This window comes from Loktanella atrilutea, from assembly GCF_900128995.1.
Taxonomy (GTDB): domain Bacteria; phylum Pseudomonadota; class Alphaproteobacteria; order Rhodobacterales; family Rhodobacteraceae; genus Loktanella; species Loktanella atrilutea.
In genome coordinates, this window is sequence record NZ_FQUE01000002.1 from 235193 (window position 1) to 260688 (window position 25496).

The following is a 25496-nucleotide window of genomic DNA, read 5'->3' on the forward strand; positions in this document are numbered from 1 at the left end:
TTGCAGGTCGGAATTGAAGAGATCAGTTGTTGGTCAACAGATCCTTGAAGATGTCGCGCAGCGAGGCGAGGGTGTAGGGCTTTGAAAGTACCGGGGCGTCGGCGATGTCGTCGGGACGCGGGATGCCTTCGCCGTAGCCGGTCGCGAAAACGAAGGGGATGTTGCGTTTCGAGAGCGCCTGCGCCACCGGAATGCTGGTTCCGTCACCCAGATTGACGTCGAGCAGGGCAAAGTCCGGCGGGTTCCGTTCGATCGCGCGCAGGGCGTCCGCGGCGGAGGATGACGTGGTGACCGAACTGGCGCCGAGCTCCATCAGCATGTCCTCGGCATCGAGGGCGATGAGCATGTTGTCCTCGACCAGCAGCGCCTGCCCCGAGAGGGCGGCGGATGTCCGCGGCTGGACGGCTTCGGTTAAAGCGGGGGCAGTCACAGCGGGCGGCGCGCCCAGAGAGACGGAGGCCGCCGGCAGGACGAAACGTGCCTGCACCCCGGTCAGCGCGTAGGTTATCCTCGCCTCGCCCTTCAGTTCGTAAGGGATGGAGCGTTCGATGATCGTCGTGCCGAAGCCGCGACGGCTGGGTGCCTGCACGGCCGGACCGCCATGTTCGCGCCAGTCGATGACCAGCCGGTCAAGTGTATCGAGATGCCAGTCGATGGTCACATACCCGGAGGTGTCCGACAGGGCGCCGTATTTCGCCGCGTTCGTCACCAGTTCATGCAGCACGAGTGCAAGGGTGGAAAAGGCCTGCGGTTCGAGCAGGATCGCCGGACCGGAGGCCCGCATCCGCGTCACCTGATCGTTGAGATAGGCCACCGCCTCCAGCCGGATCAGTTCCGACAGGGAACCGGGGCCCCAGTTGTTCGTCGTGACCTGATCGTGCGCCCGTGCGAGGGCCTGAATCCGGCCCCCGATGACGGTGGCGAAATCCTCGACCGTTCCGGCGCGCGACTGCGACTGGGTAACGAGGCCGCGGATCAGGCCGAGAATGTTGCGGACCCGATGATTGAGTTCCGCGATCAGCAATTCCTGCCGATCCTGTGCCGACTGACGGTCGCGGTCGCTTTCGTCCTTCATGCGCAGGATGACCTCGAGCAGCGTCACGCGCAGGGATTCCGCGATGCTGATCTCCGTGCTCTTCCAAGGGATGGACTGGCCCCGCACCGTGTCCTGCCAGGCGGCAAAACTTTTGCGGGGGGTCAGCCGCGTGCCGTTGGGGCCTACGGACACGGGCTTGTCCGGATTGCCGGCCCATGTGACGGACCTCGCGAATTCACGACGGAAGAAGACCAGATAGTCGCGCGGCAGCCGCGAGATGGGGATGGCGAGGGCACCGGCCACGCGGTCGCTGTAGTCTGCCGCAGGCGGGTGAAAGGCAGCAAGCTCCTCTGTCGCATAGATCTTGCCGGCGGGGGCCTGATTGAGGTGACGCACGAGGCTGGTGAATTCCTCCATGCTGGGGGTTTTGCCGTGCAGTTCTACCTGCCCGTCGATCCAGACCCCGACACCATCCGCCATCACGAGGTCCGACAGCTGGTCGATCTGGCTGAGGATGGCATCGACGGTGGAACCATTGGCGGCAACCGCACGCATCAGACCGTCGTGCAGCAACTGCGCCTTGTCGCGATAGGATTCGGCGTCGTCGCGCTGGCGCGATTCCAGCAGATAGGAAAACACCTGCCCGAACAGCTCTGCCGCCGTGCGGCGTTCCAGCGAGATGCGCCGCGGTTCCATGTGGTGACAGGCGAAGAGACCCCAGAGCCTGCCGTTCACAATGATCGAGATCGACAGCGACGCCCTGACACCCATATTCGTCAGATATTCAAGATGGATCGGCGACACCGCGCGCAATACGCTGAGCGACAGGTCGAGCGGCGCTCCGGCAGGGTCGCGTGGCGGGACGATCCGGGAACCGGGCTCTGTCGTATCCCAGATCAGGCGCAGGGCATTGCGCAGGTAGAGGGCGCGGGCCTGCCGGGGGATATCGGATGCGGGGTATTTCAGGCCGAGATAGCGGTCCAGTCCGCCGGCGACGACTTCGGCGACGACCTCGCCGGCGCCGTCACGGTCGAACTGGTAGACCATGACGCGATCGAAGCCGGTCAGCAGTCGCACCTGACGCGCCGCTTCGCGCAGCAGGCCGTCGATGCCGGCGGTCGCCTGAAGCCGGCCGATCATCGTCTTGACAGCCGCGGCGGCACGGGTCTCGTCACGTTCCGACGGTTCGGCCTCGATGACGATCAGGTGGCCGGACTGGTGCATCGCGATGTCAAAGTTGCCCTGCCCGGACACCAGAGGGACGCCGAATGTACGCTCTACCGAGTCCGGCCCGCGCAGACCCTGTGACAGACCGCGCAGCCTGTGGATGACGTCCCGGTCGAACACGGCGTCCAGCGACGACCCCAGCAGGGTCTCTGTCGCGATGCCGAGGGTGTCGGCGGCGTTTTCGGACACACGCGACACGATCCAGTCCGTCGACACGGCGATCAGGAACCCGAAGGATTGCACGGCACCCAGCAGGTGGATCGGCTCTCGATCGCAGGATGTCAGATCGACATCGTCGTCCGGAGAGATCATGCTGTCATTCGTCATTGTGACGATCCTTCGGTCTGGCAGGGCATCAAGGTGGTTGCGGCATCCAGGAAGATGTCGAAAGCTGTCAGTGCACCGGCTTTTGCCATGATGAAATCCGTTTCACTGGTAACGTGGGTTTCCAGCAGATCGAGGAAATCGGGCCATAGGGGCTGATCCTGACCGTGCCGGAGGTAGCGGAGGTTGCGGCTGACCCGCGGATCGGAGCTGGCCGATGCGCGGCCCAGCAGGATGCGCGCACCCAGGCGGGAGCCTTCGAGGACATAGAGGGCGCCCAATGCCTCCGGGACGGACTTGGGCAACCACTGCCTGACCGGCCCGGCGGCGCGCTCGCCCAGGGCGGACAGGTCGGCATCCAGACAGTCCAGGCGACGCGCGGCTGGCCAGTTCGGGTAGATCGCCCCGATGCCGAAGGCGTCGAGAGCGATCTCCACCTGGCTGATCCCGCGGTGAGAGATCATCAGGAAGGCCGTGTAGTCCGTGGCAGAAGTCAAATCCAGCCTGTCCATACAGGTGTCGAGGCGGCGATGGGATGTCGCCGTCGCATCGCGCAGGAACCACCTGATGTCGTCCAAGGATTTTACCATGGGAGTCCCTGGAGCGTGCGGTGGGTCAGCCGGAGATGCGGTAATGGAGGGCAGAGATAACGCCTCGGGGGCCGGGGTTCAAGGCCGGCGCGCGACGGTGCAACCGTCAGGCCCAAGCAACGACCTTCAATGCGCAACACCGCAAGTCGAGGTCATGTCCAGTGCCGCTTCGAGTGCCCGGATGTGCGGCAACAGATCGCTTGCGCGTAGCCGATCCTGTGGCGTTACGAGCGGGGGCCACGGGCCCAGCAGGCCGCTGTCGCGTGCGGCGATCAGGCGCTCTGCCGGTGGCAGCGCATCGTCGATCAGGTAGTCGGTCCGGTCAGCCCGCGCGCGCAACGCCGCCGACATGCCGTCGCGGGCACGACCGTCCAGTCGGCAGGATGCGGTGACGGTCACATCGCCGGCGTGGAGGACAGCATGACCGGTGGCCTTCAGGCGCCGGACCAGATCGCGATCCTCTCCGGTTGCCAGATCTGCGAAACCACCGACCGCCTGCAGGGCGTCCCTGCGTACCGCAAGGCTGGCACCCGCCGCGTGTGCATGTTCCCCGTCGAGGCCAAGGGGGCCGGGCCTGTGACGCCGGTAGAAGGCGGTCACGAGCGCCTCGTACCGCCCTTCCATCTCGGCGAGCGGAATATCCATGTCTTTCAGGACAAAGAGTTCTTCGGGCATCGGATTCACCCGCCCGCAGACGGCCGCAACCCGCGTCAGATGATGCCGGTTGCGGGCGATCCAGTCCGCGCCGGTCAGGCAGTCCGCATCGGTGAACAGCAGGGCATCCGCCGCGGGCCAGGATCGCAGGGCATGCTCGCATCCCAGACGGCGTGCGGTGCCCACCCCCTCTTCGCTGCCGAGCGTGACGTTGACGACATCCAGCCGCATTCCGGCGGCGGTGGCAGCGGCACGGGCGGCTGCCTCGGTCGCGTCGATGCAGTTGTTCGCCACGACGACGACGGCCAGATCCAAGGCCGATTGAGCCGCCAGCGCCGCAAGGCAGGCGGGAATGCGATCCGCCTCGTTACGGGCGGGGATGACGACGACGGTTCTGACACGGGAATCGGGTGTCACGCTGCGGCGGGTCCGACGATGCCGCGGTCGATGCGGTATCTGCCCGTATCGACCACCGGCGAAAGAGGCACCACCTTGTCGAATATGGCCAGCGTGTCGAGGCCCTGCAGGGCCTGCGCCGTGTCGCCGAGATAGGTCACGCAGACGACCTCGACCCCCTGCGCAGTCTCCAGCACCTCCTTTGCCAATTGCCGGATCATTGCTGGTGTCAGGAAATAAAGAACCTCAGACAGCACCATCAGGTCGGCGTCGGCTAGCGGCAGGTCGCAGGGATAGGTCCCCTGTTGGAAATGAGCGTCCGGTACGGCCCTGCGGGCGGCCTCTACGGCGCGCGCGATGGCGTCGATGCCGGTGTAGCGGTCGCAGAGCGGGGCGAGATGCCGCGCAAGGGCACCGTTTCCGCAGCCGATTTCCAGCCCGAAGCGGTAACGAACCCTGCTCAGGGCGGCACGAGTCGCCTTGAACTTGTCCTGCTCGTAGGGACTGGTTGCGAAATCCCACGGATCATCGGTCCGGGCGTACAGCGTTTCCAGATGGTCGAGGACGGAGGACATCAGGCGGCGCGCCAGAAGATTTCCGGCTCTTTCGCGAAGGCGTCGATGAAGTCGAGCGGCAGGCTGAAGCCCTTGGGATCATCCTCGATCACCAGTCCGCGCTGTGTGCGGTGCGCCGCGATGGCAAGCCTCTTGCGTGCCTGCCACGTACGCGAGTCGAGCGCCACGGGATGGCGCGCGGCCACATGGTCCAGCAGATCGGGATCGTCCCAACGGCTCCATACCGGATAGCTGAAGAGCGCAAGGTCCGGCATCGCCTGCGCCACGCGCCGCGCGATCCGCGCGGTGGAGCGGTGATCCTCGTGGTGATCCTCTGGCGCCGGGGCGAAGAGGTGCCGCGCGCCGCAGCCCCGACAGATCGCCACGATATCGGCTACGATCCGGTCCGTATCCTGCGTTCCAAGCCAACCGTCGGGATGTCCCAGCCATGTCATGTCCGTCGGCATTCCGCCCAGACGCACGATGGCGTGCGACAATTCCTGCCAGCGCATGGCGGCCAGCCGTTCGGCGGGCCAATCGGTGGAACCGGGATGCGATCCGCTGCCGTCGGTCATGCAGACGACATGGGCGCCATGCGTGTCGAAGGCGTGGGCCAGCAGCGCGCCGCAGCCAAGACTTTCGTCGTCCGGGTGCGGGGCAAGAACGACGATCGGTGCGCCACCGGTCAGGCTTTCAGCAGAAACCCGCGGCAGATGCGTGGTCAGATGTAGTCCCACAGGGTATCCTCCTCGTTGAAACAGGCCTCGCCCACGCGGGTCTGGAAAGCGTCGCGTGCCGCTTGCCGCAGGTAGACCGACAGGTCGCGCGCCTTGCGTCCGGTGGCGGAATCGTCCGCGAAATGCGCGAGCCCGACGGATTGTTCCACGGCACGGATTGCATCGAGGGCGACCTCTTCCGTCGCCAACCGCGCGGCGGCGGACAGGATCGGCGCGCGTCGCGCCGCATCTGGCGCAGAAGGCAACGCTGCCTGGGCCGCACGGGTCACGAGAGCGGAGGCAGCCATTGCGCCGATCGTCGCGGAGGACAGGCGCGCCATCTGTGCCGCGGCCGCCAGCCGGTCGCGGGCTCGCAGATGGGCGGCGGCAGACTCCAGCAGGCCAAGGGCGGCACCGACCTGCAGGGCGGCGATACGCCAAACGCCGCCGACGAAATGCGGCTCCGTCACGTAGTCCCCTGCCCCGCCAAGCCAGATCACGTCGCGCAAGGGGGTGCCGTCGAAGTCGTAGCGCCCCGAGTCCGTGGAGCGCATGCCCGACATCTGCCAGGCGTTTGCGTCTGCACGCGCGGTGTCGTTCACCGCGACCAGCGCCAGCCGCACGCGAGGCCCGGAAGAGACGGTGATGACCGCATGGGTGACAGTGCCGAGGCCAGAGGCAAAAAGCTTGTGCCCCATCAGCATATCATGGGGCCCGGGTGCGACCGGCTCTGGCCCGTCGGCACCCCAGACGCCGAGGATCGCGCCGTCGGCGACGAGCGCGCGCACGCGCGCATCGGCCTGACTGTCGCCATGGACGTTGGCGAGGTAGAGGGCGTTCATGTGCCCTTCCCACAGCCGGCCGACGGGCAGGTTCGCCGCGCCGACGCGTTGCAGACGGCGCGCGGTCAGGACGGGATCCGCGGTGCCGTCGTCGTCCAGCCAACCGGCATCGCGCAGATGGCGCAGGGATCCGGCGATGGCGGTCGTCCCCGCCTCCTCCGCCGCGGCGGAGGCGGCGAGGGTCCGGGCCAGACGGGTCGTCGGATCCGGCGAGGTGGGGGCGGCGTCGGCGGAACCGGGACGGGGATCTCTCTCGATCAGCATTCAGGCGACCCTTTCCATGTTGCGGGCAGCGCGCGACATCAGTCGATCACGCCAGCGACGGCAGACGGCATCCAGCGTGAAGTCGGGATTGCCGCAGACCTCCGGGCGTTGACTGCGCCACGCCAGAAGTCGCGCCAGAATTGCCGTATCGTCCGCAGCATCCAGCAACTGCCCGGGCGTCGCGACCACTTCGGCGTTGGCGCCGAGGCGGTCGTGCGCCAGCACCGGCAGGCCAACAGACTGCGCCTCTGCCATGACGAGGCCGAAGGTCTCTGCAAAGGTGGTCTGTGGATAGAACAGGCAGAGCGATCGGCGCATCTGCGCAATCAGTTCCGTATGCGGCAACGGCCCGAGGAAGGTTACGCCGTCGGGCACCGGTCCGGTGTCCCACGCAAGATACCCGGGATCGGCGACGGCGAGGGTCAGGGTCGGGATGGCGTCGCGCGCCGTGCGGAAGCGGGCGAAGACCTGCGCCAGTCCCTTGTGCGGCGAACTGGCAAAGAGCAGGCGGTCGGGGTCATGGCGCGTGCCGTCGGGCCGTAGCCCCGGCGCAATGGGATTGTGAATATGATCGATGGACAACCCCGGCCCAGCCGACAGGAAACGGCGCAGCGACCTGGCGTGGCTGGCGGAGACGCAGATGACTTCCACGCCTGCCTCTGTCAGCGCCCGCGCCATGGGGCGGTTGTGGCGACCCGGATGGTTGTGCAGCCAGAGAACGATGCGCGCCGCCGGCTGGGTCTTTCGCAATTTGCAGGCGACCTTCCACGCATTGATGACGATCAGCGTCGGGGTGGCGTCGGCTGTGAAGACGTCAGCGAGCGGTCGCATCACGCCTGCCTTGGTCGCGTCCCGTTCAGTGCGTCCGCGCTGGTAGTGGGTGATCGCCATGTCGCGCGACAGCACGGTCATCACGCGCAAGACCGTGGCCTCTGTCCCGCCAAGCCCGCCGGCCAGCAGGGTCGCGGGGGTGTAGCCGCGGGCGCAGCAGGGGTCGACGACGGCGATATCCGGGACTGCCGCCATCATTCGGCGGCCACCGGACGTGTGACATCGACGTGCAGGCAGCGCGCGACGGCGGCACGGGTCGCGTCGGTCATCGGCAGGTCGCGCCGGCGCAGGTGCGCGGGGTTGCTGACGAAGGCAAGCGCAAGGTCGGGCATGTCGATCGGAACCGGATCGACGCGGCCTTCGGTCCGCCACTGGCGCACCTTGTCCCAGACCATCGCGCGGTCGGCCTTGCGCCGTGCGCTGTCATAGTCCGTGTCCTGCGACTGAGTGAGGCTGTCTGGCGTCTCTATCTTGGTCAGTAGCAGTTCCTGCACGATCCAGATGATTTCTCCATTGAACATCAGCCGGTTGCGGAATTCGCGATCCTCTTCGATGCAGGGCGCGAAGCCGCCGTTGCGGGCCAGCAGTTCCTGCCGGAACAGGCCGGAGTTGATGTGCGTCCACTCTCCCGGCACCTGCCCGCCCATCTGCATGTTCGGGAACACGTCGTCGAAAAGCGACAGGTCGCGGCGGATCGGGACGCGTCGCCCGTCCGGCAGGACCAGCTCGTGCTGCACCAGCGCGGCACCGACCTGCAGGATGCTGCCGGGCTCTTGCCCGACCATGCGCCAGTTCAGGCACTCATGCGCCCCGATGGCGGGCTGGGACAGGATGCGCGCCTGATGCAGGACCTTGTCGCGATGCGGGATGTCGTCGGAATCGTGGAACGTCACTGCATCCCCGTCCGTCAGCAGAAGGCCCGCATTCTTGGCCAGCGCCGTGCCGACGTTGTGCGCGAGCCGGATGTAGGTGAAGCGCGGATCATCGAAATGCCGGGCCAGACGCCCCTGCGTATCGTCGGTGCTGCCGTCATCGATGACGGTGACGCGGGTATTCCACCACGACTGGTCGAGTGCGGCGCGGACGGCGGTGTCGATCATGTGAGCGCGGTTGTGGGTCGGGATGATGATGTCGACGGACAGGTCGGTCATGGTCAGGCTCCGATCGGTTGCATGGTGACGTGGCGTCGGTAGCGGTCCAGCACCCGAGCCAATGCCAGTCCCGCAGGCAGCGGGACCAGAAGCGCGAGCACGGCTCCGGTCACCAGCACGCTGTGGGTCAGGGTCAGCGGCACGGCGGCCCCGGCGGTGGCGAAGAGGATGAGGCTCGCACCCGAAGCGCCCGTCGGTCGCGCCACGCCGGCCTTGTCGGTGACGGCAAAGGCAAGCGGTCGGCCACACACGGCGCTGACGGTCGCACAGGCCGCGACAGGCGCAAGGGCGGCGCGATGACAGATGGCGGCGAAGCGGATCCGTCCGGGCATAGGTTCGGGCCGCCCCTGCCCCAGAAGCCGCAGGACAATGTCGAACACCGTAAGCCATACGGAAAGGCTCGCCAGCTGGATCAGCGTCTCTCCGCCACCGCCGGTCGCCAGACTGCAGAGCAGCGCGGTGACGGGAAGCAGGGACAGGGTCAGCCAAGCGGTCAGTTGTGAGAGGATCGCGGCACGCTGACGGACGGTCATGCCGACACGCCACGGCAGGAGTGCAGCGGCATGGGCAATCAGCGTTTGCAGATTGCCGCTGGCCCAACGGTGGCGCTGACGCTCCAGCCCGCGCAGGGAGAACGGCAGAAGGCCGCGCCCGACGATCTGATTGATGAAACGACCGGTGAAACCGGCCCGGCAAAGCCGCACGCCAAGGTCCGCATCCTCCGTGACGGTGCGGCCCGACCAGCCGCCGACCGCCCGCAGGGCGGGCACCGAGATGACGCAGAGCGTGCCGGTCAGCAGCACGGCCTCTGCCACGTCGGCCATTTGCGCGCTTCCTTGGAAATATTCCGCGAGTTCCGCATCGACGCCATCGGCCACGCCGGCGCAGCCGGCATAGGCCTGAGGGAATTGCACGTAGTCGGCGCCGGTCAGGGACAGTGCCGCGGCGGCACTGGTCAGAAAGTCCGGATCGACGGCATAATCGGCATCCACGGTCACCACATGGGTCGCGTCGGTGCGGGTATGGTCCAAAGCGATGTTCAGGGCGCCGGCCTTGGCGCCCGCCACGCCGGTCCGATGCAGGAAGCGGACCCGGTCGCCAAGCCGGTCACATTCATCGCGCACCGGCTGCCAGACGGCCGAATCCTCGGTGTTGTTATCGATCACGACAATCTCGACCGCGGAGGCCGGCCAGTCCTGCCGCGCAAGCGCGCGAACGGTTGCAATCACCAGCGACGGGGGTTCGTTGTGCGTCGCGACGTGGACCGAAAAGACTGGCGTTGCCTGCGGGATCGGCCGCAGCGGCACGCGCAGATCCTGACCGTTCGCCCAATACCGCATGACCAGCCCCGCAACCTGGAGGAAGATTAATGCTGCGCAAAGCGCCGCGACAAGGCCGGGCAGGACGAGGACGCACAGACAGATGACCGCCAGAAAGATCGGCAGGACGAACATGACGTGTCTCCACACAGGGCATGGGTTTTCGAGGCTTCGAAAACAAAATGGTTCACGCCTAGCTAGATAACGCCGGTGCGGGTCACGAGTTCCCCCGAGGTCGCCGCCGGCCCCTCACCGCGCGCACGGCACAGGTTGTCACGAGAGGAGGAAGGACGCTTCAAACTGCATTGACGGAGGGGGAGTCAGTTTTCCGGAAACCAGGAGGTATCCATGTCGGCGTAGCGATTATTGAAGTCGGTCATGTCCGCCAGGTCGTCTTCCCGCAGTATCCGCAGGCGATCCCCGATCCGCTGGATATAGCCGTCCTCTTCCATCTTGATGAGGGTGCGACTGATGTAGACGTTCGTCAGACCCAGGTAATCGCCGATCTGGCTTTGCGTCAGCGGCAGGCGGATCGTGTCTGTCATCCGGCGGTTCGTGATGCGCAGGCGCGCGATCAGGTCCAGCACCATGTAGGCCACCCGCTCCTGCGCCTTCATGCGTCCCATCGCGCGCAGCAGATCGATGAAGACGACCTGATCGCGCAGCCCGATCGACAGCAGCAGCGCCGACAGGCGAGGCGATTCGCGCAGAATGACGTCCAGCGAAGACTTTGGAAACGGACAGAGCGTGACGGCCTCTGACGTTCGCAAGGTCGTTGTCATGTGTTTGAGGGCGACGTCGGGAAAGCCGATGATGTCGCCGGGATGATGTATCTTGACGATCTGCCGACGGCCGTCCGGAAGATCGGTATAGCTGAACAGCCAGCCGCGCTTGACCACGTAAAGGTCCCTTGCCGCATCGCCGTTCTGATAGATCTCGACGCCTTCCTCGAAGTCCCGCTCCGCCTTTTCGAGGCTTGCAAGCTGTTCCCGGTGGGTCTCGTCCAAGGTGATGTAATGCGACAGTTTCGTCACGAGACAGCTTGATTGATCGTCCATGGAACCTTCCTGACCGGACACGACATTCGCTGGCTTATCAGCCGGAAGTTCACGCTAGCGTGAATGGGATATGGATGACCAGCGTCATCTGCTTTGGCACCAACCTGTCGATACAGTTTGCGGAACCCTTTGCCCCCGACAGCGTTCGATCAGATGACTGGTCGAAGGGGATCCTGATGGCATCGCGTGCACTTTGGAAGGGGCAATTGCGGTTGTCGCTCGTCTCGATCCCGGTCGAGATCCATTCGGCGACAAAATCGTCATCTTCGATCTCGTTCCGGCAGATTCACGAGCCGAGCGGGAAGCCCGTGAAATATCAGAAGACCGTCGCCGGGATCGGGCCAATCGATACCAAGGACATCGTGAAGGGCTACGAGACGGGCGACGATAACTACATGCTGATCGACCCCGAGGAGCTTGACGCGATCCGCCTTGAAACCAAGAAGACCTTCGAGTTGGTGCAGTTCGTCGACGCCTGCGAAATTTCGCCACTCTACTTCGACAAGCCCTATTACATCGTTCCGACGGACGACCTGGCGCAGGACGCCTATCGGGTCATCCGCGATGCGTTGCGCACGGCCGGCAAGGTCGGGCTGGGCCAGTTCACCATGCGCGGCAAGGAATACCTTGGGGCCGTAAAACCGTGTGGCGACGGCCTTTTGATGGAAACGTTGCACTACGCCGACGAGTTGCGGAACGCCGACCCCCTGTTCAATGACATCGCAGACGAGACGTCAGACAAGGACCTGCTGGAGGTCGCGACGGCCCTGATCGACCGCAAATCCGGGCCTTTCGATGCGGCAGCCTTTACCGACCACTATTCCAAGGCCCTGCATGACCTGATCGAGGCCAAGCGGAAGAACCGCAAGACGAAGCACGTCGCGGCCGCCGAGGACGATGCGTCTCAAGGGGAAAATGTCGTCGATCTGATGGCGGCGTTGAAGCAGAGCCTGAAGGGCACGAAGACGCCTGCGAAGGGCGGGCGCAAGAAGGCCTCCTGACGTGGCCCGCGGGCCGGATCCCCTTGCCGCCTATAATGCCAAGCGCGATTTTGCCCTGACGGAAGAGCCGCGCGGCAAAAGCGGCGCGGCCAGCACGACGGGTCTTCGGTTCGTCGTCCAGAAACATGACGCCCGTCGGTTGCACTACGACTTTCGCCTCGAATGGCAGGGCGTGCTGCTTAGCTGGGCGGTGACCCGCGGCCCCAGCCCGGACACGCGAGAGAAGCGGCTTGCGGTCCGGACGGAGGACCACCCGCTGTCTTATCGTGATTTCGAGGGCACCATCCCGGCCAAGGCCTATGGCGGCGGGACCGTGATGCTGTGGGACGAAGGTCTTTGGCTGCCGGAGAACGATCCGGCGCAGGGCCTGAAGGACGGCAAGCTCGGGTTCACCCTGCAAGGGCAGCGGATGACCGGCAGCTGGGCCCTGGTCCGGATGAAGAACAAGGGCGAGAAACGCGAGAACTGGCTGCTGATAAAGCACCGCGACAGTGCTGCCTGTGACGATCCGGACGCCTTGACGGATGGCTTCGACACCTCCGTCACCACCGGTCGTACGATGGCGCAGATCGCGTCGGGCGCAAAGGCGAAACCGCAACGCAAACCTTCCGCGACGCAGGGCGGCAAGCGTCCCGCCTTTCGGAAACCACAGCTTGCGACGCTCGTCAGCGACGCCCCGGGCGGCGACGACTGGATCTTCGAGACGAAGTTCGACGGCTACCGCTGCCTGGCGGCGCTGGGCAAGGGCGGTCCCCGCCTGTGGACCCGCAACGGTCACGACTGGACCGATCGGTTCCAGTCCCTGACGGCTGCTTTCGGCGCCTTGCCCTGCAAATCCGCGCTGATCGACGGCGAAGTCATGGCCGCCCGGATCAAGGGATCGGCCTTCTCGTCCCTGCAGGCGGCGCTGGCAGAGGGGCGACCGCTGGTCTTCTATGCCTTCGACCTGCTGTCGCTGGACGGCAAGGATTTGACCGACGCACCGTTGCTGGATCGCAAGGCGCGTCTGGCCAAGCTGCTTGACGGCTTGCCGGAGGACGGACCGCTGCGGGTCAGCACGCATATTCCCGGCGACGGCGCCCAAATCCTTGCCCATGCCTGCAAGACCGGGGCGGAGGGGATCATCGCCAAGCGCGCCGGGGCGCCCTATCGCGGGCGACGCACCACCGACTGGCTGAAGGTGAAGTGCACGAAGCGGCAGGAATTCGTGATCGGCGGGTATTCTCCTTCGGACAAGCCGGGCCGGCCCTTTGCATCGCTGCTGGTCGGAGAGATGGGGCCGGAGGGTCTTCGGTATCGCGGGCGCGTGGGCACTGGCTTTGCCGAGGGCGACTTCGATGAGCTGCAGGCGGCCCTCAGGACGCGCAAGACCAGCCCGTTCATCGACGTGCCCAGCGACATTGCCGCCGGTGCGGTCTGGGTGACACCGGGGACGGTCATCGAGGTCGATTTCACCGAATTGACGGCGGACGGGCACATCCGTCACGGCAGCTATCTGGGATTAAGGAAGGACAAGACGGCGAAGGAGGTCACGCTGGAGGTGCCGCGCAAGGCACCGGCAACAAGGTCGGACAGGGTGACGGTGGCCGGTATCGCGATCACGCATCCCGATCGCCTGATCTTTCCCGGCACGACGATTACCAAGGTCGATGTCGCGCGTTACTACGACCGCGCCAGCGCGCGGCTGATGGACATTGCCGGCAAGCGACCGTTGTCCCTGCTGCGGCTGCCGGAGGGGCAGGGCGGCGAAAGCTTCTTTCAGAAACACGCCGGCGCCGGGTTTCCCGCAGCCTTGCACCGGGTCGAGATCACGGACAGCAGCGGCGGCGCCACGACTGCCTTCGATGCCACGAAGGCCGCGGCCTTCGTGGCGGCGGCGCAGATGGGGACGGTCGAGGTCCACATCTGGGGCGCACGGACGGACCGGCTCGACCGCCCGGACCGGCTGGTCTTCGACCTTGACCCGGACGAAGGTCTTGGCTGGTCGGATGTGCGCCGCGCCGCTTTCGACCTGCGCGACCTGCTTGCGCAGCTGGACCTTGCCACGGTGCCCGTCGTGACCGGCGGCAAGGGCATTCACGTCTGTGTCTGCCTGCGGCGCACGCAGGGCTGGGACACGGTGAAGCTTTTCACCAAGACCGTCGCCTACATGATGGCCGAGCGGGAACCGAAGCGGTTCACCGCCGTCATGTCGAAGTCGAAGCGCAAGGGGCGGATCTTTATCGACTGGCTGCGCAACGAGCGGGGGGCGACCGCCATCGCGCCTTACGCGATCCGCGCGCGAACCGGCGGGCCGGTCGCGGTGCCGGTCACCTGGGACGCGTTAGACGAGATCGCCGGGGCGGATGCCTTCGACATCGATGCCGCCATCGCCCACCTGTCGGCCCCCTGCCCCTATATGACGGCCCTGGCGCAGCCGCAGACCCTGACGGCACGGACGCTGGATGCGCTATCGTCGCTGATGTAGGGGCCTTTGGCGCGGACCGACACCTGACCCTTCGCCTTCTGTTTTTCGGCACGGGACGCTATCAGGGTCGCAGGGTGTTACGGGGAATATGATCGATGGGTCCAAAATGGTCGAAGACCCCGACATCGCGGATCGACAGGCTGCTGTCGTCCATGGGCTACGGGTCCAGAACCGAAATCGCGCGGATTGCGCGGGCTGGAAAGGTGATGCTCGACGGTGAGGCACTGCGGGACGTCACGGCGCGGATCCCCGTCACGCCCGATCTGTCGGCCCGGATGATGGTTCAAGGCGAAGCGCTGGACCCCGTGGCAGGCATGGTCGTCCTGATGAACAAGCCCCTCGGCGTGACGTGTTCCCACAAGGACGAGGGCACCTTGATCCATGATCTGTTGCCGCCGCGCTGGCGCCGCCGCAACCCGCCCCTGTCGACCGTCGGTCGCCTCGACCGGCAGACGACGGGACTGTTATTGCTGACCGACGACGGCGATCTGCTTCATCGCATCATCAGCCCGCGGCATCATGTCGACAAGATCTACCGGGTCACGCTGGCCAGACCGCTGGACGGGACGGAGGCGGAGCATTTCGCCTCTGGCCGCTTCATGTTACAAGGCGAGGACAAGCCTCTTGCCCCTGCTTTCCTTGACGTGCTGACGGAGACGGAGGCACTGATCCGGATTACCGAGGGCCGGTATCATCAGGTGCGCCGCATGTTCGCGGCAGCCGGAAACCATGTTGTCGAACTGCACCGAGAGAGCCTTGGCGGTCTGTCGTTGCCGGATGATCTGGGGCTGGGCCAATGGTCGCTGCTGGATCCGGGAGATGTCGCGCGGATCTTAAGAACAGAGAACGCTTGCAACACTTCGGGTTGACGCTGTCCGTCTGAGCTCTCGACGTCGCGGCACCCTGTGTCGGTGACCACTCGGCAAACCAACGATATTGATAATTGTTAAAGCGCTGACGCGTTCCGGTAGAGAGAGATTCGTGCCGAGTTACGATCCCCGGGCCTTTCCAAAGGGTTAATTTTGCGCATTGCGCCGGAAATTCGAACATTCTGCTTAGTGGCGCGGCAAGCCGCCTGATCTTTGTCCATTTCTTCGAACCTGCTGGAACACATGTCACATGCAAGTGTTATGCAAATGCAGCATCACATTGAGGAGATTTTCAAATGCCAGTCTTGGATACCGTCGTCTTCCCGGTTGCAGGGCGTGGCACGCGTCTTCTTCCGGTGACCAAGTCGGTGCCAAAGGAATTGCTGCCGGTCTACGACAAGCCGATCTTGCAGTTCGCGGTCGAAGAGGCGGTGGCAGCCGGGGCCCAGCGGCTGGTCTTTATCACCCATGCCTCAAAACGGGCGATCAACGAATATCTACAACCCGACACGGCGCTGATGGATGTGCTGAGGACCGACGGCAAGGCCAAGCTGGTGCGGGCGCTGGAAGACATCACGCTGGGCCAGAATGTCGAAGTGCTGTTCGTCGACCAGGAACAACCCCTCGGTCTGGGTCATGCGGTGCTGATGGCGGCGGAACATGTGCGCGGCGATGCCTTTGGCGTCATCCTGCCGGACGACGTGATCCTCGGGCGGCCCTGCCTACCGGAAATGGCCGAAGCCTACGAGGCCGGTCACATGATCGCCGCCATGGACGTGCCCGAGCAGGATGTATCGAAATACGGTATCTTTCGGCCGCTGGGCGATGGCGCCGTGGGTCGGATCGTGCGGGCGTCGGAACTGGTCGAGAAACCCGCGCCGGACGTTGCACCCTCCCGGCTCGCCGCTGTGGGGCGCTATATCCTCGACGCACGGATCTTCGACGCACTGCGTGCGCTGGAGCCGGGGGCCGGGGGCGAATATCAGCTGACGGACGCGATCGCCGCCGATGCGGGCGATCTGTCCCTGACAGGCTTCCGGTTTTCCGGGGCTCGCCACGATTGCGGATCGCACGAAGGCCTGCTGGGGGCAGCCAATGCCCGGGCGGCTGAACTGGCGTGCGTCCTGGCCGCGGAATGACGGAGGACGGCAGTACATTGCGCGATCGCAAGATCGACGACTTTTTCCTTTTCCTCGATTTCGACGGAACATTGGTCGATCTGGCCCCCACACCGGACGGTATTTCGGTTCCGGATGATTTGACCGATCTGCTCGCCCGCCTTCACAGGCGGCTGGATGGCCGTATCGCCCTCGTGTCGGGCCGAGAGGTCGCAACGCTGGAACGGTTCCTGCCGGATTTCGCAGGCGATCTCTATGGCGCGCACGGTGCGGAGTCGCGGCAAAGCGGTCGGCTGACACGTCACCCGCTGGTCGGCAGCGCCGTCGTGGCAGATGTGCAGGCCCAGGCTCGCAAGGCGGCTGCAGCTATCGAGGGTCTGACACTGGAAACCAAGGACACGGGGGCCGTGATCCATTATCGCGGTGTGCCGCATGCAGAGCCCGAGGCCCTGACCGCGGCAGTGCGGATCGCTGAGGCGGCGGAGGGCATGGAGATGCACCGGTCCAAGATGGCCTTCGAGATCAGGCCCGCCGATGCGACCAAGGCCGGCGCAGTACGGACCGCGATGGAAGGGCAGCCGGACCATATCCGCCCCGTCGTCATCGGAGACGATGTCACGGACGAAGAAGCGATGGAGGCGGCGCTGGAACGCGACGGGCTGTGCATCCGCGTAGGCGACGGTGACACCTGTGCCGCCTATCGTCTTCCGGACCCCGCCGCCGTCCGACAGCTGTTGCACGGCTGGGTGACGGAGGGGGCTGTATGACCGGGCGCCTGATCGTCGTTTCGAACCGCGTCCCCTCTGACGGGCCGCCCGCTGGCGGGCTGGTCGTGGCGCTGCACGAATGCCTCTCTGCCCAGGGCGGCATCTGGTACGGGACCTCTGGCAAGATCGCAGAGACGTCGGAAGATCGGCTGCAGGACGTCCCCGGCGAAAGCTACGACATGCGCACCTTCGATCTGACGCAGGTCGAGCACGAGGGATATTACCTTGGCTATGCCAATTCGGTGCTGTGGCCATTGTGCCATCGCCGTGCCGACCTGATGGCGCTGAACGGCGGCGATTACGAGACATACATGGGCGTCAACCGGCGGTTGGCGCGCATGATGGCCCGCGACCTGCGGCCGGACGACCGCGTCTGGATCCATGACTACCACTTCCTGCCGCTGGCCGCCTGTCTGCGGGCAGAGGGCGTAACGGCGACGCTGGGGTATTTCCACCACATCCCCTTTCCCGCCGTGCATGACCTGATGGCCCTGCCTGAACATGACATCTTTCCCGGATGGATCGCGAGCTTCGACCTTGTCGGCCTGCAAAGCCAGCGGGACGTCGCCGCGGCGCTGGAGATGTATCGCAGCCTTGCGGGCGCAGAGCACCTGCGCGACGGGTCCCTGCAATACCGCGATCGCCGGTTCGAGGTGCGCAGCTTTCCCATCGGGATCGATGGCGAAGCCTTTGCGCAAGAGGCGACCCGGGGCAGCGGCCGCGATCTGCTGAACCTTGCGCCGGACGAACGTCTGGTGATCGGCGTCGATCGGCTGGATTATTCCAAGGGGCTCGACAACCGGCTGCGCGCGTTCGGCCGATACCTAGAGGCGCGGCGCGACGACAACCCGCGTGCATCGCTGCTTCAGATCGCGCCGCCGACCAGAGAGGAAGTCGCCGCCTATCAGGATATCAGGTCGGAGATGGAGCGCATCACGGGCAAGGTGAACGGACTTTATTCCGATCTGGACTGGACCCCCATCCGCTACATCCACCGCGCTATCCCGCGCGAGACCCTGGCGTCGCTTTATCGCGCCGCGGATGTCGGCTTTGTCACGCCGTTCTGTGACGGCATGAACCTTGTGGCGAAGGAATATGTCGCCGCCCAGAATCGTGAGAATCCGGGTGTCCTGATTCTGTCGCAGTTCGCCGGTGCTGCCGAGCAGATGGCCGCCGCCCTAATCGTCAATCCCTACGATATCGGCGAAATGGCGGACGCCCTGCGCACTGCGCTGGCGATGCCGCTGGAAGAGCGGAAGGAGCGGCACGCCGTCCTGCTGAAAGGCGTGCTGAAGGAAAGCGTCGGCCACTGGACAGCCACATATCTTGCCACGATGGAGCGTCTTTCGACGGCGCGGATCGAGGCGCGGCAGGACTGACCGGTACCTTCCGGTATGCAGGACTAGCGTTGCAGGCCGGGGTTGCGTACGGCCATCATTGTTGCGGACAGCGTCGCGATGACGGCGTCGCCCTCGTCAGCATAGGCCCGCGCCTCGGTGAATGTCAGGGTGCGGCCGGAGCGGATGACCTCACCGACGATGCGAAACACTTGCCCCCGCGCGGGGGCAAGGAAGCTCGCCTTGAATTCCGCTGTCAGCACCTCCGCCTCTGCATCCATCAAGGTGAAGGCAGCGAAGCCTGCGGCGCTGTCCATCGCCGTCGTCAGGACACCCGCATGCAGGAACCCGTGGTGCTGGGTCAGATCCGCCCGGAACGGCAGGGTCAACACGACGCGTCCCGCCGCGACCTCTGCCACCGTGATACCGAGTGTCGTCATCACCCCCTGCCGGTCGAAATCGGCGCGGGTCCGGGTCAGGGCTTCGGGATAACGTACCGTGGGCATAGTCTGACCTTTCGCATTGGCGCGCAGGCCGATCCTACAGGTTGTGGGTCGAACCGGAAGCCAACCTTTTACGCAGGCTTTGGAATTGCGTCAGAGGATATGACCAAAGTCACCGGAGGGTGGCTTGACACTTACCGGGCGGCTGCGCCTACTGCAGGCACAGGTGCTCAAGCGTCCGATCAGACAAGGATGCAGTGCCATTCACCTTTTCAACAGGGAAGCTCGCATGACACATTTTACCAAACTTGTCGCAGCCGCGATGATCAGCGCCACCTTTGGTCTGACCAGCGCCCCCGCCATCGCGGAAACGCCGCCAGACACGCTGATTCAGGCGTGGCAGCTTGACGACATGATCTCGATCGACCCTGCAGAGGTGTTCGAATTCACCGCCTCCGAGATTCTCGGCAACAGCTATCAGCCGCTGGTGGGCTATGACGTGAACGACGTTTCCGACATCTTCGGCGTGATCGCCGAAAAGTGGGAGGTGTCGGAGGACGGCAAGACCTTTACCTTTACCATCAAGCCGGACATGAAGTTCGCCTCTGGCAACCCGATCACCGCGGCTGATCCGGTCTATTCGATCCAGCGCGCGGTCAAGCTGGACAAGTCGCCCGCGTTCATCCTGACGCAGTTCGGATTGTCAGCAGACAACGTCGACCAGATGGTCCGCCAGACCGGCGACATGACCTTCGAGCTCGAGATGGACAAGGCCTATGCCCCCACCCTGCTGCTCTATTGCCTGACGGCGACCGTGGGCTTCGTCGTGGACAAGGAACTGGTCGCCAGCCACGAGGTCGACGGCGATTTCGGCTACGAGTGGCTCAAGACGAACTACGCCGGGTCCGGTCCCTTCACGATCCGCGAATGGCGCGCCAACGAGGTCGTCGTGATGGAGCGCAACGACAACTACTCCGGCGACACGCCCGCCATGGCGCGCGCGATCTACCGCAACATCCCCGAAGGCTCGACCCAGCGCCTGCTGCTGGAACAGGGCGACATCGACATCGCCCGCAACCTCGGCGCCGAGGAGATCACGGCGCTGGCCGACAACCCGGACATCAAGATCGAGGACGGCATCAAGGGCTCCATCTACTACATGGGCCTGAACCAGAAGAACGAGGCGCTGGCCAATCCACTCGTCACGCAGGCGATGAAGTATCTGGTCGACTATCAGGCCATCGCCGACACGATCATGAAGGGTAAGGTCAAGGTCCATCAGGCGTTCCTGCCCGAAGGCTTCCTCGGCGCGCTGATGGACAATCCCTATTCCCTCGACGTGGAAAAGGCGAAGTCCCTGCTGGCCGAGGCGGGCTATCCCGACGGGTTCACCGTGACGATGGACACCCGCAACACGCCCGAGATCACGGCGATCGCAGAGGCGATCCAGCAGACCATGGCGCAGGCCGGGATCACGATCGAGATCATCCCGGGCGACGGCCAGCAGACGCTGACCAAGTATCGCGCCCGCAGCCACGACATCTACATCGGCCGCTGGGGCCCGGACTATCAGGACCCGCACACCAACGCCGACACCTTCGCGCGCAACCCCGACAACGGCGACGACGCGGCCTCCAAGCCGCTGGCCTGGCGCAACGCCTGGGACATCCCCGAACTGACGGCGCAGGCCGATGCGGCGGTGCTGGAATCCGATCCCGCGAAGCGGGCCGAGATGTATCAGGCCATGCAGAAGCAGGAGCAGGAGGATTCACCCTTCGTCATCATGTTCCAGGAGATCGAGGTGCTTGGACTGCGTGACAATGTCGAGGGCTTCATCATCGGGCCGTCGTTCAACGACAACTCCTTCCGCAACGTGACCAAGACGGAATGAGCGTTTCGCCGGCCAATGAGGGAGGGCGCTGGCGCGCCCTCCCTCTGCTCGGCCTCAAGGCCGGCAAGCTGGTCGTCACCGTGGCGATCACCTTCCTCGGCCTGATGGTCGTGACCTTCCTGATCGGGCGCGTCGTGCCCGTCGATCCGGTGCTGGCCGTCGTCGGCGACCGGGCGTCCAAGTCCACCTACGACGCGGCCTATATCGCGCTGGGGCTGGACAAGCCGCTCTATTACCAGTTCTGGATCTACCTCAAGCAGGCGCTGTCCGGCGATCTGGGCATGTCGGTCCTGACCAAGAAGCCCATCGTCGAGGACATCAAGCGCGTCTTTCCCGCCACGCTGGAGCTTGCGACCTGCGGCATCATCATCGGCACGCTGGTCGGCGTGCCGCTTGGCATCTGGGGGGCCGTGCGGCAGGGCAGACTGCCGGATCAGGTGATCCGTGTCGTGGGCCTCGTCGGCTATTCCGCGCCGATCTTCTGGCTTGGGCTGCTGGGGCTGCTGGTGTTCTACGCCAAGCTGCAATGGGTCGCGGGACCGGGGCGCATCGACATCGCCTATGAGTACAACTTCACCCAGACCACCGGCATCCTGCTGCTGGACACGGCGATGCAGGGGCAATGGGACGCCTTCCGCAACGTGGTGGCCCATCTGGCGCTGCCGGCGACGCTGCTGGGTTACTTCTCGATGGCCTACATCAGCCGCATGACGCGGTCCTTCATGCTGGCGGAACTCGGGCAGGAATACATCACCGCCGCCCGGGTGAAGGGCGTGCCAGAATGGCGCATCATCTGGGTCCACGCCCTGCGCAACGCCGCCGTGCCGCTGGTGACGGTCATCGCCCTGTCCTACGCGGGCCTGCTGGAAGGGTCCGTGCTGACCGAAACGGTCTTCGCATGGCCGGGGCTCGGGCAATACCTGACCAACAGCTTGCAGAACGCCGACATGAACGCGGTGCTGGGCGGCACGCTGGTCATCGGCATCATCTTCGTGGGGCTGAACCTTTTGAGCGATCTTCTCTACACCGTGCTCGACCCCCGCGTGAGGCGGCGGACATGAGCGACGTCACGACCCGCGACTGGCTGCTGAGCGACCGGCCCGCGTCCCGCCGTCAGGCGCGGCTGGGGCAGGCCTATCGCACCTGGTCGCAACTGCGCCGCAACAAACTGGCGATGGTCGGCCTCAGCATCGTCGTGGTCCTGATCCTGATGGCGATCTTCGCCGACGTGATCGCGCCCTATGATCCCATCGTCGGCGGCGATTTGCGGACCGAACGGCTGCTGCCGCCAAGCTGGACGCACCTGATGGGCACCGACGATCAGGCCCGCGACATCTTCAGCCGGATCGTCCACGGGTCACGGCTGACGCTGATGGTGGTCGCGCTGGTGGCCGTGATCGCGACGCCGATCGGCCTCGCCGTGGGCACGACCGCCGGGTATTTCGGCGGCTGGGTCGACGTGGTGCTGATGCGGATCACCGACATCTTCCTCGCCTTCCCGCGCCTAATCTTGGCGCTGGCCTTCGTGGCCGCCCTCGGCCCGGGGATCGAGAACGCGATCATCGCCATCGCGATCACCAGCTGGCCGCCCTATGCCCGCCTCGCGCGGGCCGAGACCATGCAGATCCGCGACGCCGACTACATCGCCGCGATCCGTCTGCAGGGGGCAGGGTCGGCGCGGATCATCTGGGGGCATGTCGTGCCGCTGTGCCTGAGTTCCGTCATCGTGCGGGTGACGCTCGACATGGCGGGGATCATCCTGACGGCGGCGGGGCTTGGCTTCCTCGGCCTCGGCGCGCAGCCGCCGCAGCCGGAATGGGGTGCGATGATCGCTGGCGGGCGGCGGTTCATGATCGACTTCTGGTGGGTCGCGACCATGCCCGGCATCGCGATCTTCGTTGTCTCGCTGGGCTTCAACCTGCTGGGCGACGGTCTGCGCGACGTGCTGGACCCGAAAGGCGAGACATGACCGACATGCTGCAGGTGAAAGGGCTGAACGTCGCCTTCCCGTCGCGCGACGGACCCGTCCGGGTGGTGCGCGACGTGTCCTTCACGCTGGGCCGCGAGCGGCTGGGCATCGTGGGCGAGAGCGGATCGGGCAAGAGCCAGACCGGACGCGCGATCCTTGGATTGACGCCCGCCAGCGGGACGGTGACGGCGGACCGGCTGACCTTCGACGGGATCGACCTGCGGAAGGCATCGGCACGAACATGGCGCAGCCTGCGCGGGCCGCGCATGAGCATGATCATGCAGGACCCGAAGTATTCGCTGAACCCCGTGATGACCATCGGCCGCCAGATCGTGGAGGCCTATCGCCGCCGCGGCAACGCCGCCCGCGGCGATGCGCGGTCCAAGGCCATCGCCATGCTGGAGGCGGTGCAGATCCGCGACCCGGAGCGCGTGTTCCGCGCCTATCCGCACGAGCTGTCGGGTGGCATGGGCCAGCGGGCGATGATCGCGATGATGCTGATCGCCGAACCCGACCTGCTGATCGCGGACGAGGTGACCTCGGCGCTGGACGTGACGGTGCAGCTCGACGTGCTGAAGATCCTCGACGACCTGGTGCGCGACCGGGGGATGGGCCTGATCTTTATCAGCCACGACCTGCGGCTGGTGTCGTCCTTCTGCGACCGGGTGCTGGTGATGTATGCCGGCCGCGTGGTCGAACAGATCGCCGCGCGCGACCTGAAGAACGCGCAGCACCCCTACACGCAAGGCCTGCTGAACTGCCTGCCGCAGATCGACGGCGACAGCGCGCCGCTGCCGACCCTGACCCGCGACCCCGCGTGGCTGGCATGACCGCGCTGATCGAGGTCCGCGACTTGGCCGTGACCTTTGGGTCCGGCCGTCAGCAGGTGAGGGCCGTGCGCGGCGTCAGCTTCGACGTTGAGCAAGGCGAGAGTTTCGGTCTGGTGGGCGAGAGCGGGTCCGGCAAGTCCACCGTCCTGCGCGCGATCTGCGGGCTGGCCCCGATGACCGGCGGGACCGTGCACATCGGCGGCAAGCCGTTGAAGACCCCCCGCGATCCGGCGTTCTACCAGCAGGTGCAGATGGTGTTTCAGGACCCCTACGGGTCGATCCATCCCCGCCACACCATCGACCGGGTGCTGTCGGAACCGCTGGCGATCCACGGCTTCAAGGACGCCGAGACGCGGATCGAGCGCGCGCTGGAAGACGTGGGCCTGGGCCGCGGTTTCCGCTTCCGCTATCCGCATCAGCTGTCCGGCGGGCAGCGCCAGCGCGTCGCCATCGCCCGCGCCCTGATTCTGGAACCGCAGATCCTGCTGCTGGACGAACCAACCTCGGCCCTCGACGCCTCCATCCAGGCGGAGGTGCTGAACCTTCTCGATGCCCTGCGGGTCGACAAGGGCCTGACCTATGTCCTCGTCAGCCACGACCTTGCCGTCGTGTCGCACATGTGCAGGCGGCTGCTGGTGATGCAGCACGGTCAGGCGGTCGAGGAGCTGACCCGCGACGCCCTGCAGGCGCGCGCGGCGACCAAGGATTACACACGCCAACTGCTGGTCGCCAGCGAAGGATTCAAGGCCCCATGACCGATACCCCGACTGACATGCCGATGATCTTCGACGGCCACAACGATTTCCTGCTGCGCCTGCTGCGCGATCCGGTCAATCGAGAGACCACATGGCTGACAGACACCGGGCATGGCCACCTCGACCTGCCCCGCATGCAGAGGGGCGGCTTTGGCGGCGGGTTTTTTGCAATCTACATCTCCTCGCCGGACCAACCGTACGACATCGACGACATGATGGCGAACCCACCTTACAGCGTCCCCCTGCCCCCGCTGATCGACCACGTCACGGCGATGCCGGTGGCGCTCGCCATGGCGGGACACCTGAAGTGGATGGAGCGGGCATCCGAGGGTGCGTTCCGCATCTGCCGCACGGTTGCGGAACTGCGCGACTGTCAGGCGAAAGGCATCGTTTCAGCGATCATGCATATCGAGGGGGCGGAGCCGATCTCGGCCGACCTTGACGCGCTCTACCTCTGGCACGACATGGGCCTGCGTTCGATCGGCCCGGTCTGGTCCCGTCCGACCGTCTTCGGCCACGGCGTACCCTTCGCCTTCCCCTCCTCGCCCGACACCGGCGATGGGTTGACCGCCGCGGGCAAGGATCTCGTGCGGTTGTGCAACGACCTTGGCATCATGCTGGACCTGTCACACCTGAACGAGGCCGGTTTCAACGACGTGGCCACGCTGTCGGACGCGCCGCTGGTGGCGACCCATTCGAACGCCCATGCGATCACGCCGTCGGCACGCAACCTGACCGACCGGCAATTGGACATGATCCGCGACACGGGCGGCATGGTCGGGCTGAATTACGCAACCGGGTTTCTGAACGAGGACGGCGCCAAGGCCGATGACCGTGGGTGGGATCCAATGCTGCGGCATCTGGACTACCTGATTGGACGCCTGGGCGAGGATCACGTCGGTTTCGGGTCCGACTTCGACGGCGCGCAAGTGCCGGCCATCATGGGTGACGTGGCGGGCCTGAACGGACTGCGTGCGGCGTTGAGAGCGCATGGCTATGGGGCGGAATTGATGACGAAGCTTTGCCACGAAAACTGGTTCGCCGTGCTGGATCGGACGTGGAAGCCTTGACGGAAAAGGCCGGGCAA

Annotated in this window: 23 protein-coding genes; 12 read left to right on the forward strand and 11 right to left on the reverse strand. The window is 65.4% G+C overall.

Annotated features, from left to right (window positions below; translation table 11 throughout):
- Positions 1-22: 22 nt before the first annotated feature.
- The 10 genes from BUA54_RS06375 to BUA54_RS06420 form a co-directional block, all read right to left on the reverse strand.
- Positions 23-2590, reverse strand: a complete 2568-nt coding sequence (locus tag BUA54_RS06375; RefSeq protein WP_072856396.1) for an HWE histidine kinase domain-containing protein — start codon at positions 2588-2590, stop codon at positions 23-25.
- A complete protein-coding gene (locus BUA54_RS06380; RefSeq protein WP_072856397.1) occupies positions 2587-3177 on the reverse strand; it encodes a biliverdin-producing heme oxygenase in 591 nt (196 codons plus the stop codon). The genes BUA54_RS06375 and BUA54_RS06380 overlap by 4 nt, the downstream gene beginning before the upstream one ends.
- Positions 3178-3303: 126 nt before the next feature.
- Positions 3304-4248: a glycosyltransferase family 2 protein gene (locus BUA54_RS06385; protein WP_072856398.1), complete on the reverse strand. Its 945-nt coding sequence runs from the start codon at positions 4246-4248 to the stop codon at positions 3304-3306.
- On the reverse strand, positions 4245-4802 hold the full coding sequence (locus BUA54_RS06390; protein ID WP_072856399.1) for an SAM-dependent methyltransferase: 558 nt from the start codon (positions 4800-4802) through the stop codon (positions 4245-4247). Before BUA54_RS06390 ends, BUA54_RS06385 begins: the two co-directional genes overlap by 4 nt.
- On the reverse strand, positions 4802-5518 hold the full coding sequence (locus BUA54_RS06395) for a PIG-L deacetylase family protein (protein WP_245810586.1): 717 nt from the start codon (positions 5516-5518) through the stop codon (positions 4802-4804). The genes BUA54_RS06390 and BUA54_RS06395 overlap by 1 nt, the downstream gene beginning before the upstream one ends.
- On the reverse strand, positions 5503-6603 hold the full coding sequence (locus BUA54_RS06400; RefSeq protein ID WP_084114172.1) for an acyl-CoA dehydrogenase family protein: 1101 nt from the start codon (positions 6601-6603) through the stop codon (positions 5503-5505). The genes BUA54_RS06395 and BUA54_RS06400 overlap by 16 nt, the downstream gene beginning before the upstream one ends.
- Entirely contained in the window at positions 6604-7632 is a 1029-nt protein-coding gene (locus tag BUA54_RS06405; RefSeq protein ID WP_072856400.1) for a glycosyltransferase family 4 protein, read from the reverse strand.
- Positions 7629-8585 carry a glycosyltransferase gene (locus BUA54_RS06410; protein WP_072856401.1) on the reverse strand — a complete coding sequence of 319 codons (957 nt, stop codon included), beginning with the start codon at positions 8583-8585 and terminating at the stop codon, positions 7629-7631. Before BUA54_RS06410 ends, BUA54_RS06405 begins: the two co-directional genes overlap by 4 nt.
- Positions 8586-8587: 2 nt before the next feature.
- Positions 8588-10039 (reverse strand): glycosyltransferase family 2 protein, encoded by a 1452-nt coding sequence (locus tag BUA54_RS06415; protein WP_072856402.1) that lies wholly within the window; start codon positions 10037-10039, stop codon positions 8588-8590.
- Positions 10040-10224: 185 nt separating this feature from the next.
- On the reverse strand, positions 10225-10962 hold the full coding sequence (locus tag BUA54_RS06420) for a Crp/Fnr family transcriptional regulator (protein ID WP_072856403.1): 738 nt from the start codon (positions 10960-10962) through the stop codon (positions 10225-10227).
- Positions 10963-11138: 176 nt separating this feature from the next.
- On the opposite strand from BUA54_RS06420, the gene ku reads away from it, so the two are divergent.
- The 6 genes from ku (at position 11139) to BUA54_RS06450 (ending at position 18563) form a co-directional block, all read left to right on the forward strand.
- Positions 11139-11963: a non-homologous end joining protein Ku gene (gene ku / locus BUA54_RS06425; protein ID WP_072856667.1), complete on the forward strand. Its 825-nt coding sequence runs from the start codon at positions 11139-11141 to the stop codon at positions 11961-11963.
- A gap of 1 nt (position 11964) precedes the next feature.
- Positions 11965-14430, forward strand: a complete 2466-nt coding sequence (gene ligD, locus BUA54_RS06430) for a DNA ligase D (RefSeq protein WP_072856404.1) — start codon at positions 11965-11967, stop codon at positions 14428-14430.
- Positions 14431-14525: 95 nt separating this feature from the next.
- Positions 14526-15299 carry a pseudouridine synthase gene (locus tag BUA54_RS06435; RefSeq protein ID WP_072856405.1) on the forward strand — a complete coding sequence of 258 codons (774 nt, stop codon included), beginning with the start codon at positions 14526-14528 and terminating at the stop codon, positions 15297-15299.
- A 296-nt stretch (positions 15300-15595) separates the two neighbouring features.
- Positions 15596-16438, forward strand: a complete 843-nt coding sequence (locus BUA54_RS06440; protein WP_072856406.1) for a UTP--glucose-1-phosphate uridylyltransferase — start codon at positions 15596-15598, stop codon at positions 16436-16438.
- A 17-nt stretch (positions 16439-16455) separates the two neighbouring features.
- The gene (otsB, locus tag BUA54_RS06445; protein WP_178352715.1) at positions 16456-17184 is read left to right on the forward strand and encodes a trehalose-phosphatase; all 729 of its coding nucleotides are present in this window, start codon (positions 16456-16458) and stop codon (positions 17182-17184) included.
- Complete coding sequence (locus BUA54_RS06450; protein WP_072856408.1) at positions 17181-18563, forward strand: alpha,alpha-trehalose-phosphate synthase (UDP-forming); 1383 nt, start codon at positions 17181-17183, stop codon at positions 18561-18563. Before otsB ends, BUA54_RS06450 begins: the two co-directional genes overlap by 4 nt.
- Before the next feature lie 23 nt (positions 18564-18586).
- Here BUA54_RS06450 and BUA54_RS06455 read toward each other — a convergent pair whose 3' ends face one another.
- Entirely contained in the window at positions 18587-19027 is a 441-nt protein-coding gene (locus BUA54_RS06455; RefSeq protein WP_072856409.1) for a PaaI family thioesterase, read from the reverse strand.
- Between the two features lie 226 nt (positions 19028-19253).
- Between BUA54_RS06455 and BUA54_RS06460 the strand changes: the two genes are divergently transcribed.
- Genes BUA54_RS06460 through BUA54_RS06485 form a run of 6 tightly spaced genes read left to right on the forward strand, consistent with a single transcriptional unit; the run spans position 19254 to position 25479 of the window.
- Positions 19254-20855: an ABC transporter substrate-binding protein gene (locus BUA54_RS06460; RefSeq protein ID WP_084114176.1), complete on the forward strand. Its 1602-nt coding sequence runs from the start codon at positions 19254-19256 to the stop codon at positions 20853-20855.
- The gene (locus BUA54_RS06465; protein ID WP_072856410.1) at positions 20852-21916 is read left to right on the forward strand and encodes an ABC transporter permease; all 1065 of its coding nucleotides are present in this window, start codon (positions 20852-20854) and stop codon (positions 21914-21916) included. Before BUA54_RS06460 ends, BUA54_RS06465 begins: the two co-directional genes overlap by 4 nt.
- Positions 21913-22824 (forward strand): ABC transporter permease, encoded by a 912-nt coding sequence (locus BUA54_RS06470; protein ID WP_072856411.1) that lies wholly within the window; start codon positions 21913-21915, stop codon positions 22822-22824. Before BUA54_RS06465 ends, BUA54_RS06470 begins: the two co-directional genes overlap by 4 nt.
- Positions 22821-23654, forward strand: coding sequence for an ABC transporter ATP-binding protein (locus tag BUA54_RS06475; protein WP_072856412.1), 834 nt, complete (start codon positions 22821-22823; stop codon positions 23652-23654). The genes BUA54_RS06470 and BUA54_RS06475 overlap by 4 nt, the downstream gene beginning before the upstream one ends.
- Positions 23651-24409, forward strand: coding sequence for an ABC transporter ATP-binding protein (locus tag BUA54_RS06480; RefSeq protein ID WP_072856413.1), 759 nt, complete (start codon positions 23651-23653; stop codon positions 24407-24409). The genes BUA54_RS06475 and BUA54_RS06480 overlap by 4 nt, the downstream gene beginning before the upstream one ends.
- Positions 24406-25479 carry a dipeptidase gene (locus BUA54_RS06485; RefSeq protein ID WP_072856414.1) on the forward strand — a complete coding sequence of 358 codons (1074 nt, stop codon included), beginning with the start codon at positions 24406-24408 and terminating at the stop codon, positions 25477-25479. Before BUA54_RS06480 ends, BUA54_RS06485 begins: the two co-directional genes overlap by 4 nt.
- The last annotated feature ends 17 nt before the right edge of the window (positions 25480-25496 follow it).

Coding starts and splice junctions, on each gene's coding strand:
- BUA54_RS06415 (WP_072856402.1), bottom strand. CDS start 10,039: ATGTTCGTCCTGCCGATCTTTCTGGCGGTCATCTGTCTGTGCGTCCTC.
- BUA54_RS06485 (WP_072856414.1), top strand. CDS start 24,406: ATGACCGATACCCCGACTGACATGCCGATGATCTTCGACGGCCACAAC.
- BUA54_RS06455 (WP_072856409.1), bottom strand. CDS start 19,027: ATGCCCACGGTACGTTATCCCGAAGCCCTGACCCGGACCCGCGCCGAT.
- BUA54_RS06460 (WP_084114176.1), top strand. CDS start 19,254: ATGACACATTTTACCAAACTTGTCGCAGCCGCGATGATCAGCGCCACC.
- BUA54_RS06475 (WP_072856412.1), top strand. CDS start 22,821: ATGACCGACATGCTGCAGGTGAAAGGGCTGAACGTCGCCTTCCCGTCG.
- BUA54_RS06375 (WP_072856396.1), bottom strand. CDS start 2,590: ATGACGAATGACAGCATGATCTCTCCGGACGACGATGTCGATCTGACA.
- BUA54_RS06400 (WP_084114172.1), bottom strand. CDS start 6,603: ATGCTGATCGAGAGAGATCCCCGTCCCGGTTCCGCCGACGCCGCCCCC.
- BUA54_RS06390 (WP_072856399.1), bottom strand. CDS start 4,802: ATGTCCTCCGTCCTCGACCATCTGGAAACGCTGTACGCCCGGACCGAT.
- BUA54_RS06465 (WP_072856410.1), top strand. CDS start 20,852: ATGAGCGTTTCGCCGGCCAATGAGGGAGGGCGCTGGCGCGCCCTCCCT.
- BUA54_RS06380 (WP_072856397.1), bottom strand. CDS start 3,177: ATGGTAAAATCCTTGGACGACATCAGGTGGTTCCTGCGCGATGCGACG.
- BUA54_RS06450 (WP_072856408.1), top strand. CDS start 17,181: ATGACCGGGCGCCTGATCGTCGTTTCGAACCGCGTCCCCTCTGACGGG.
- BUA54_RS06420 (WP_072856403.1), bottom strand. CDS start 10,962: ATGGACGATCAATCAAGCTGTCTCGTGACGAAACTGTCGCATTACATC.
- ku (WP_072856667.1), top strand. CDS start 11,139: ATGGCATCGCGTGCACTTTGGAAGGGGCAATTGCGGTTGTCGCTCGTC.
- BUA54_RS06470 (WP_072856411.1), top strand. CDS start 21,913: ATGAGCGACGTCACGACCCGCGACTGGCTGCTGAGCGACCGGCCCGCG.
- BUA54_RS06440 (WP_072856406.1), top strand. CDS start 15,596: ATGCCAGTCTTGGATACCGTCGTCTTCCCGGTTGCAGGGCGTGGCACG.
- BUA54_RS06405 (WP_072856400.1), bottom strand. CDS start 7,632: ATGATGGCGGCAGTCCCGGATATCGCCGTCGTCGACCCCTGCTGCGCC.
- BUA54_RS06410 (WP_072856401.1), bottom strand. CDS start 8,585: ATGACCGACCTGTCCGTCGACATCATCATCCCGACCCACAACCGCGCT.
- BUA54_RS06480 (WP_072856413.1), top strand. CDS start 23,651: ATGACCGCGCTGATCGAGGTCCGCGACTTGGCCGTGACCTTTGGGTCC.
- BUA54_RS06435 (WP_072856405.1), top strand. CDS start 14,526: ATGGGTCCAAAATGGTCGAAGACCCCGACATCGCGGATCGACAGGCTG.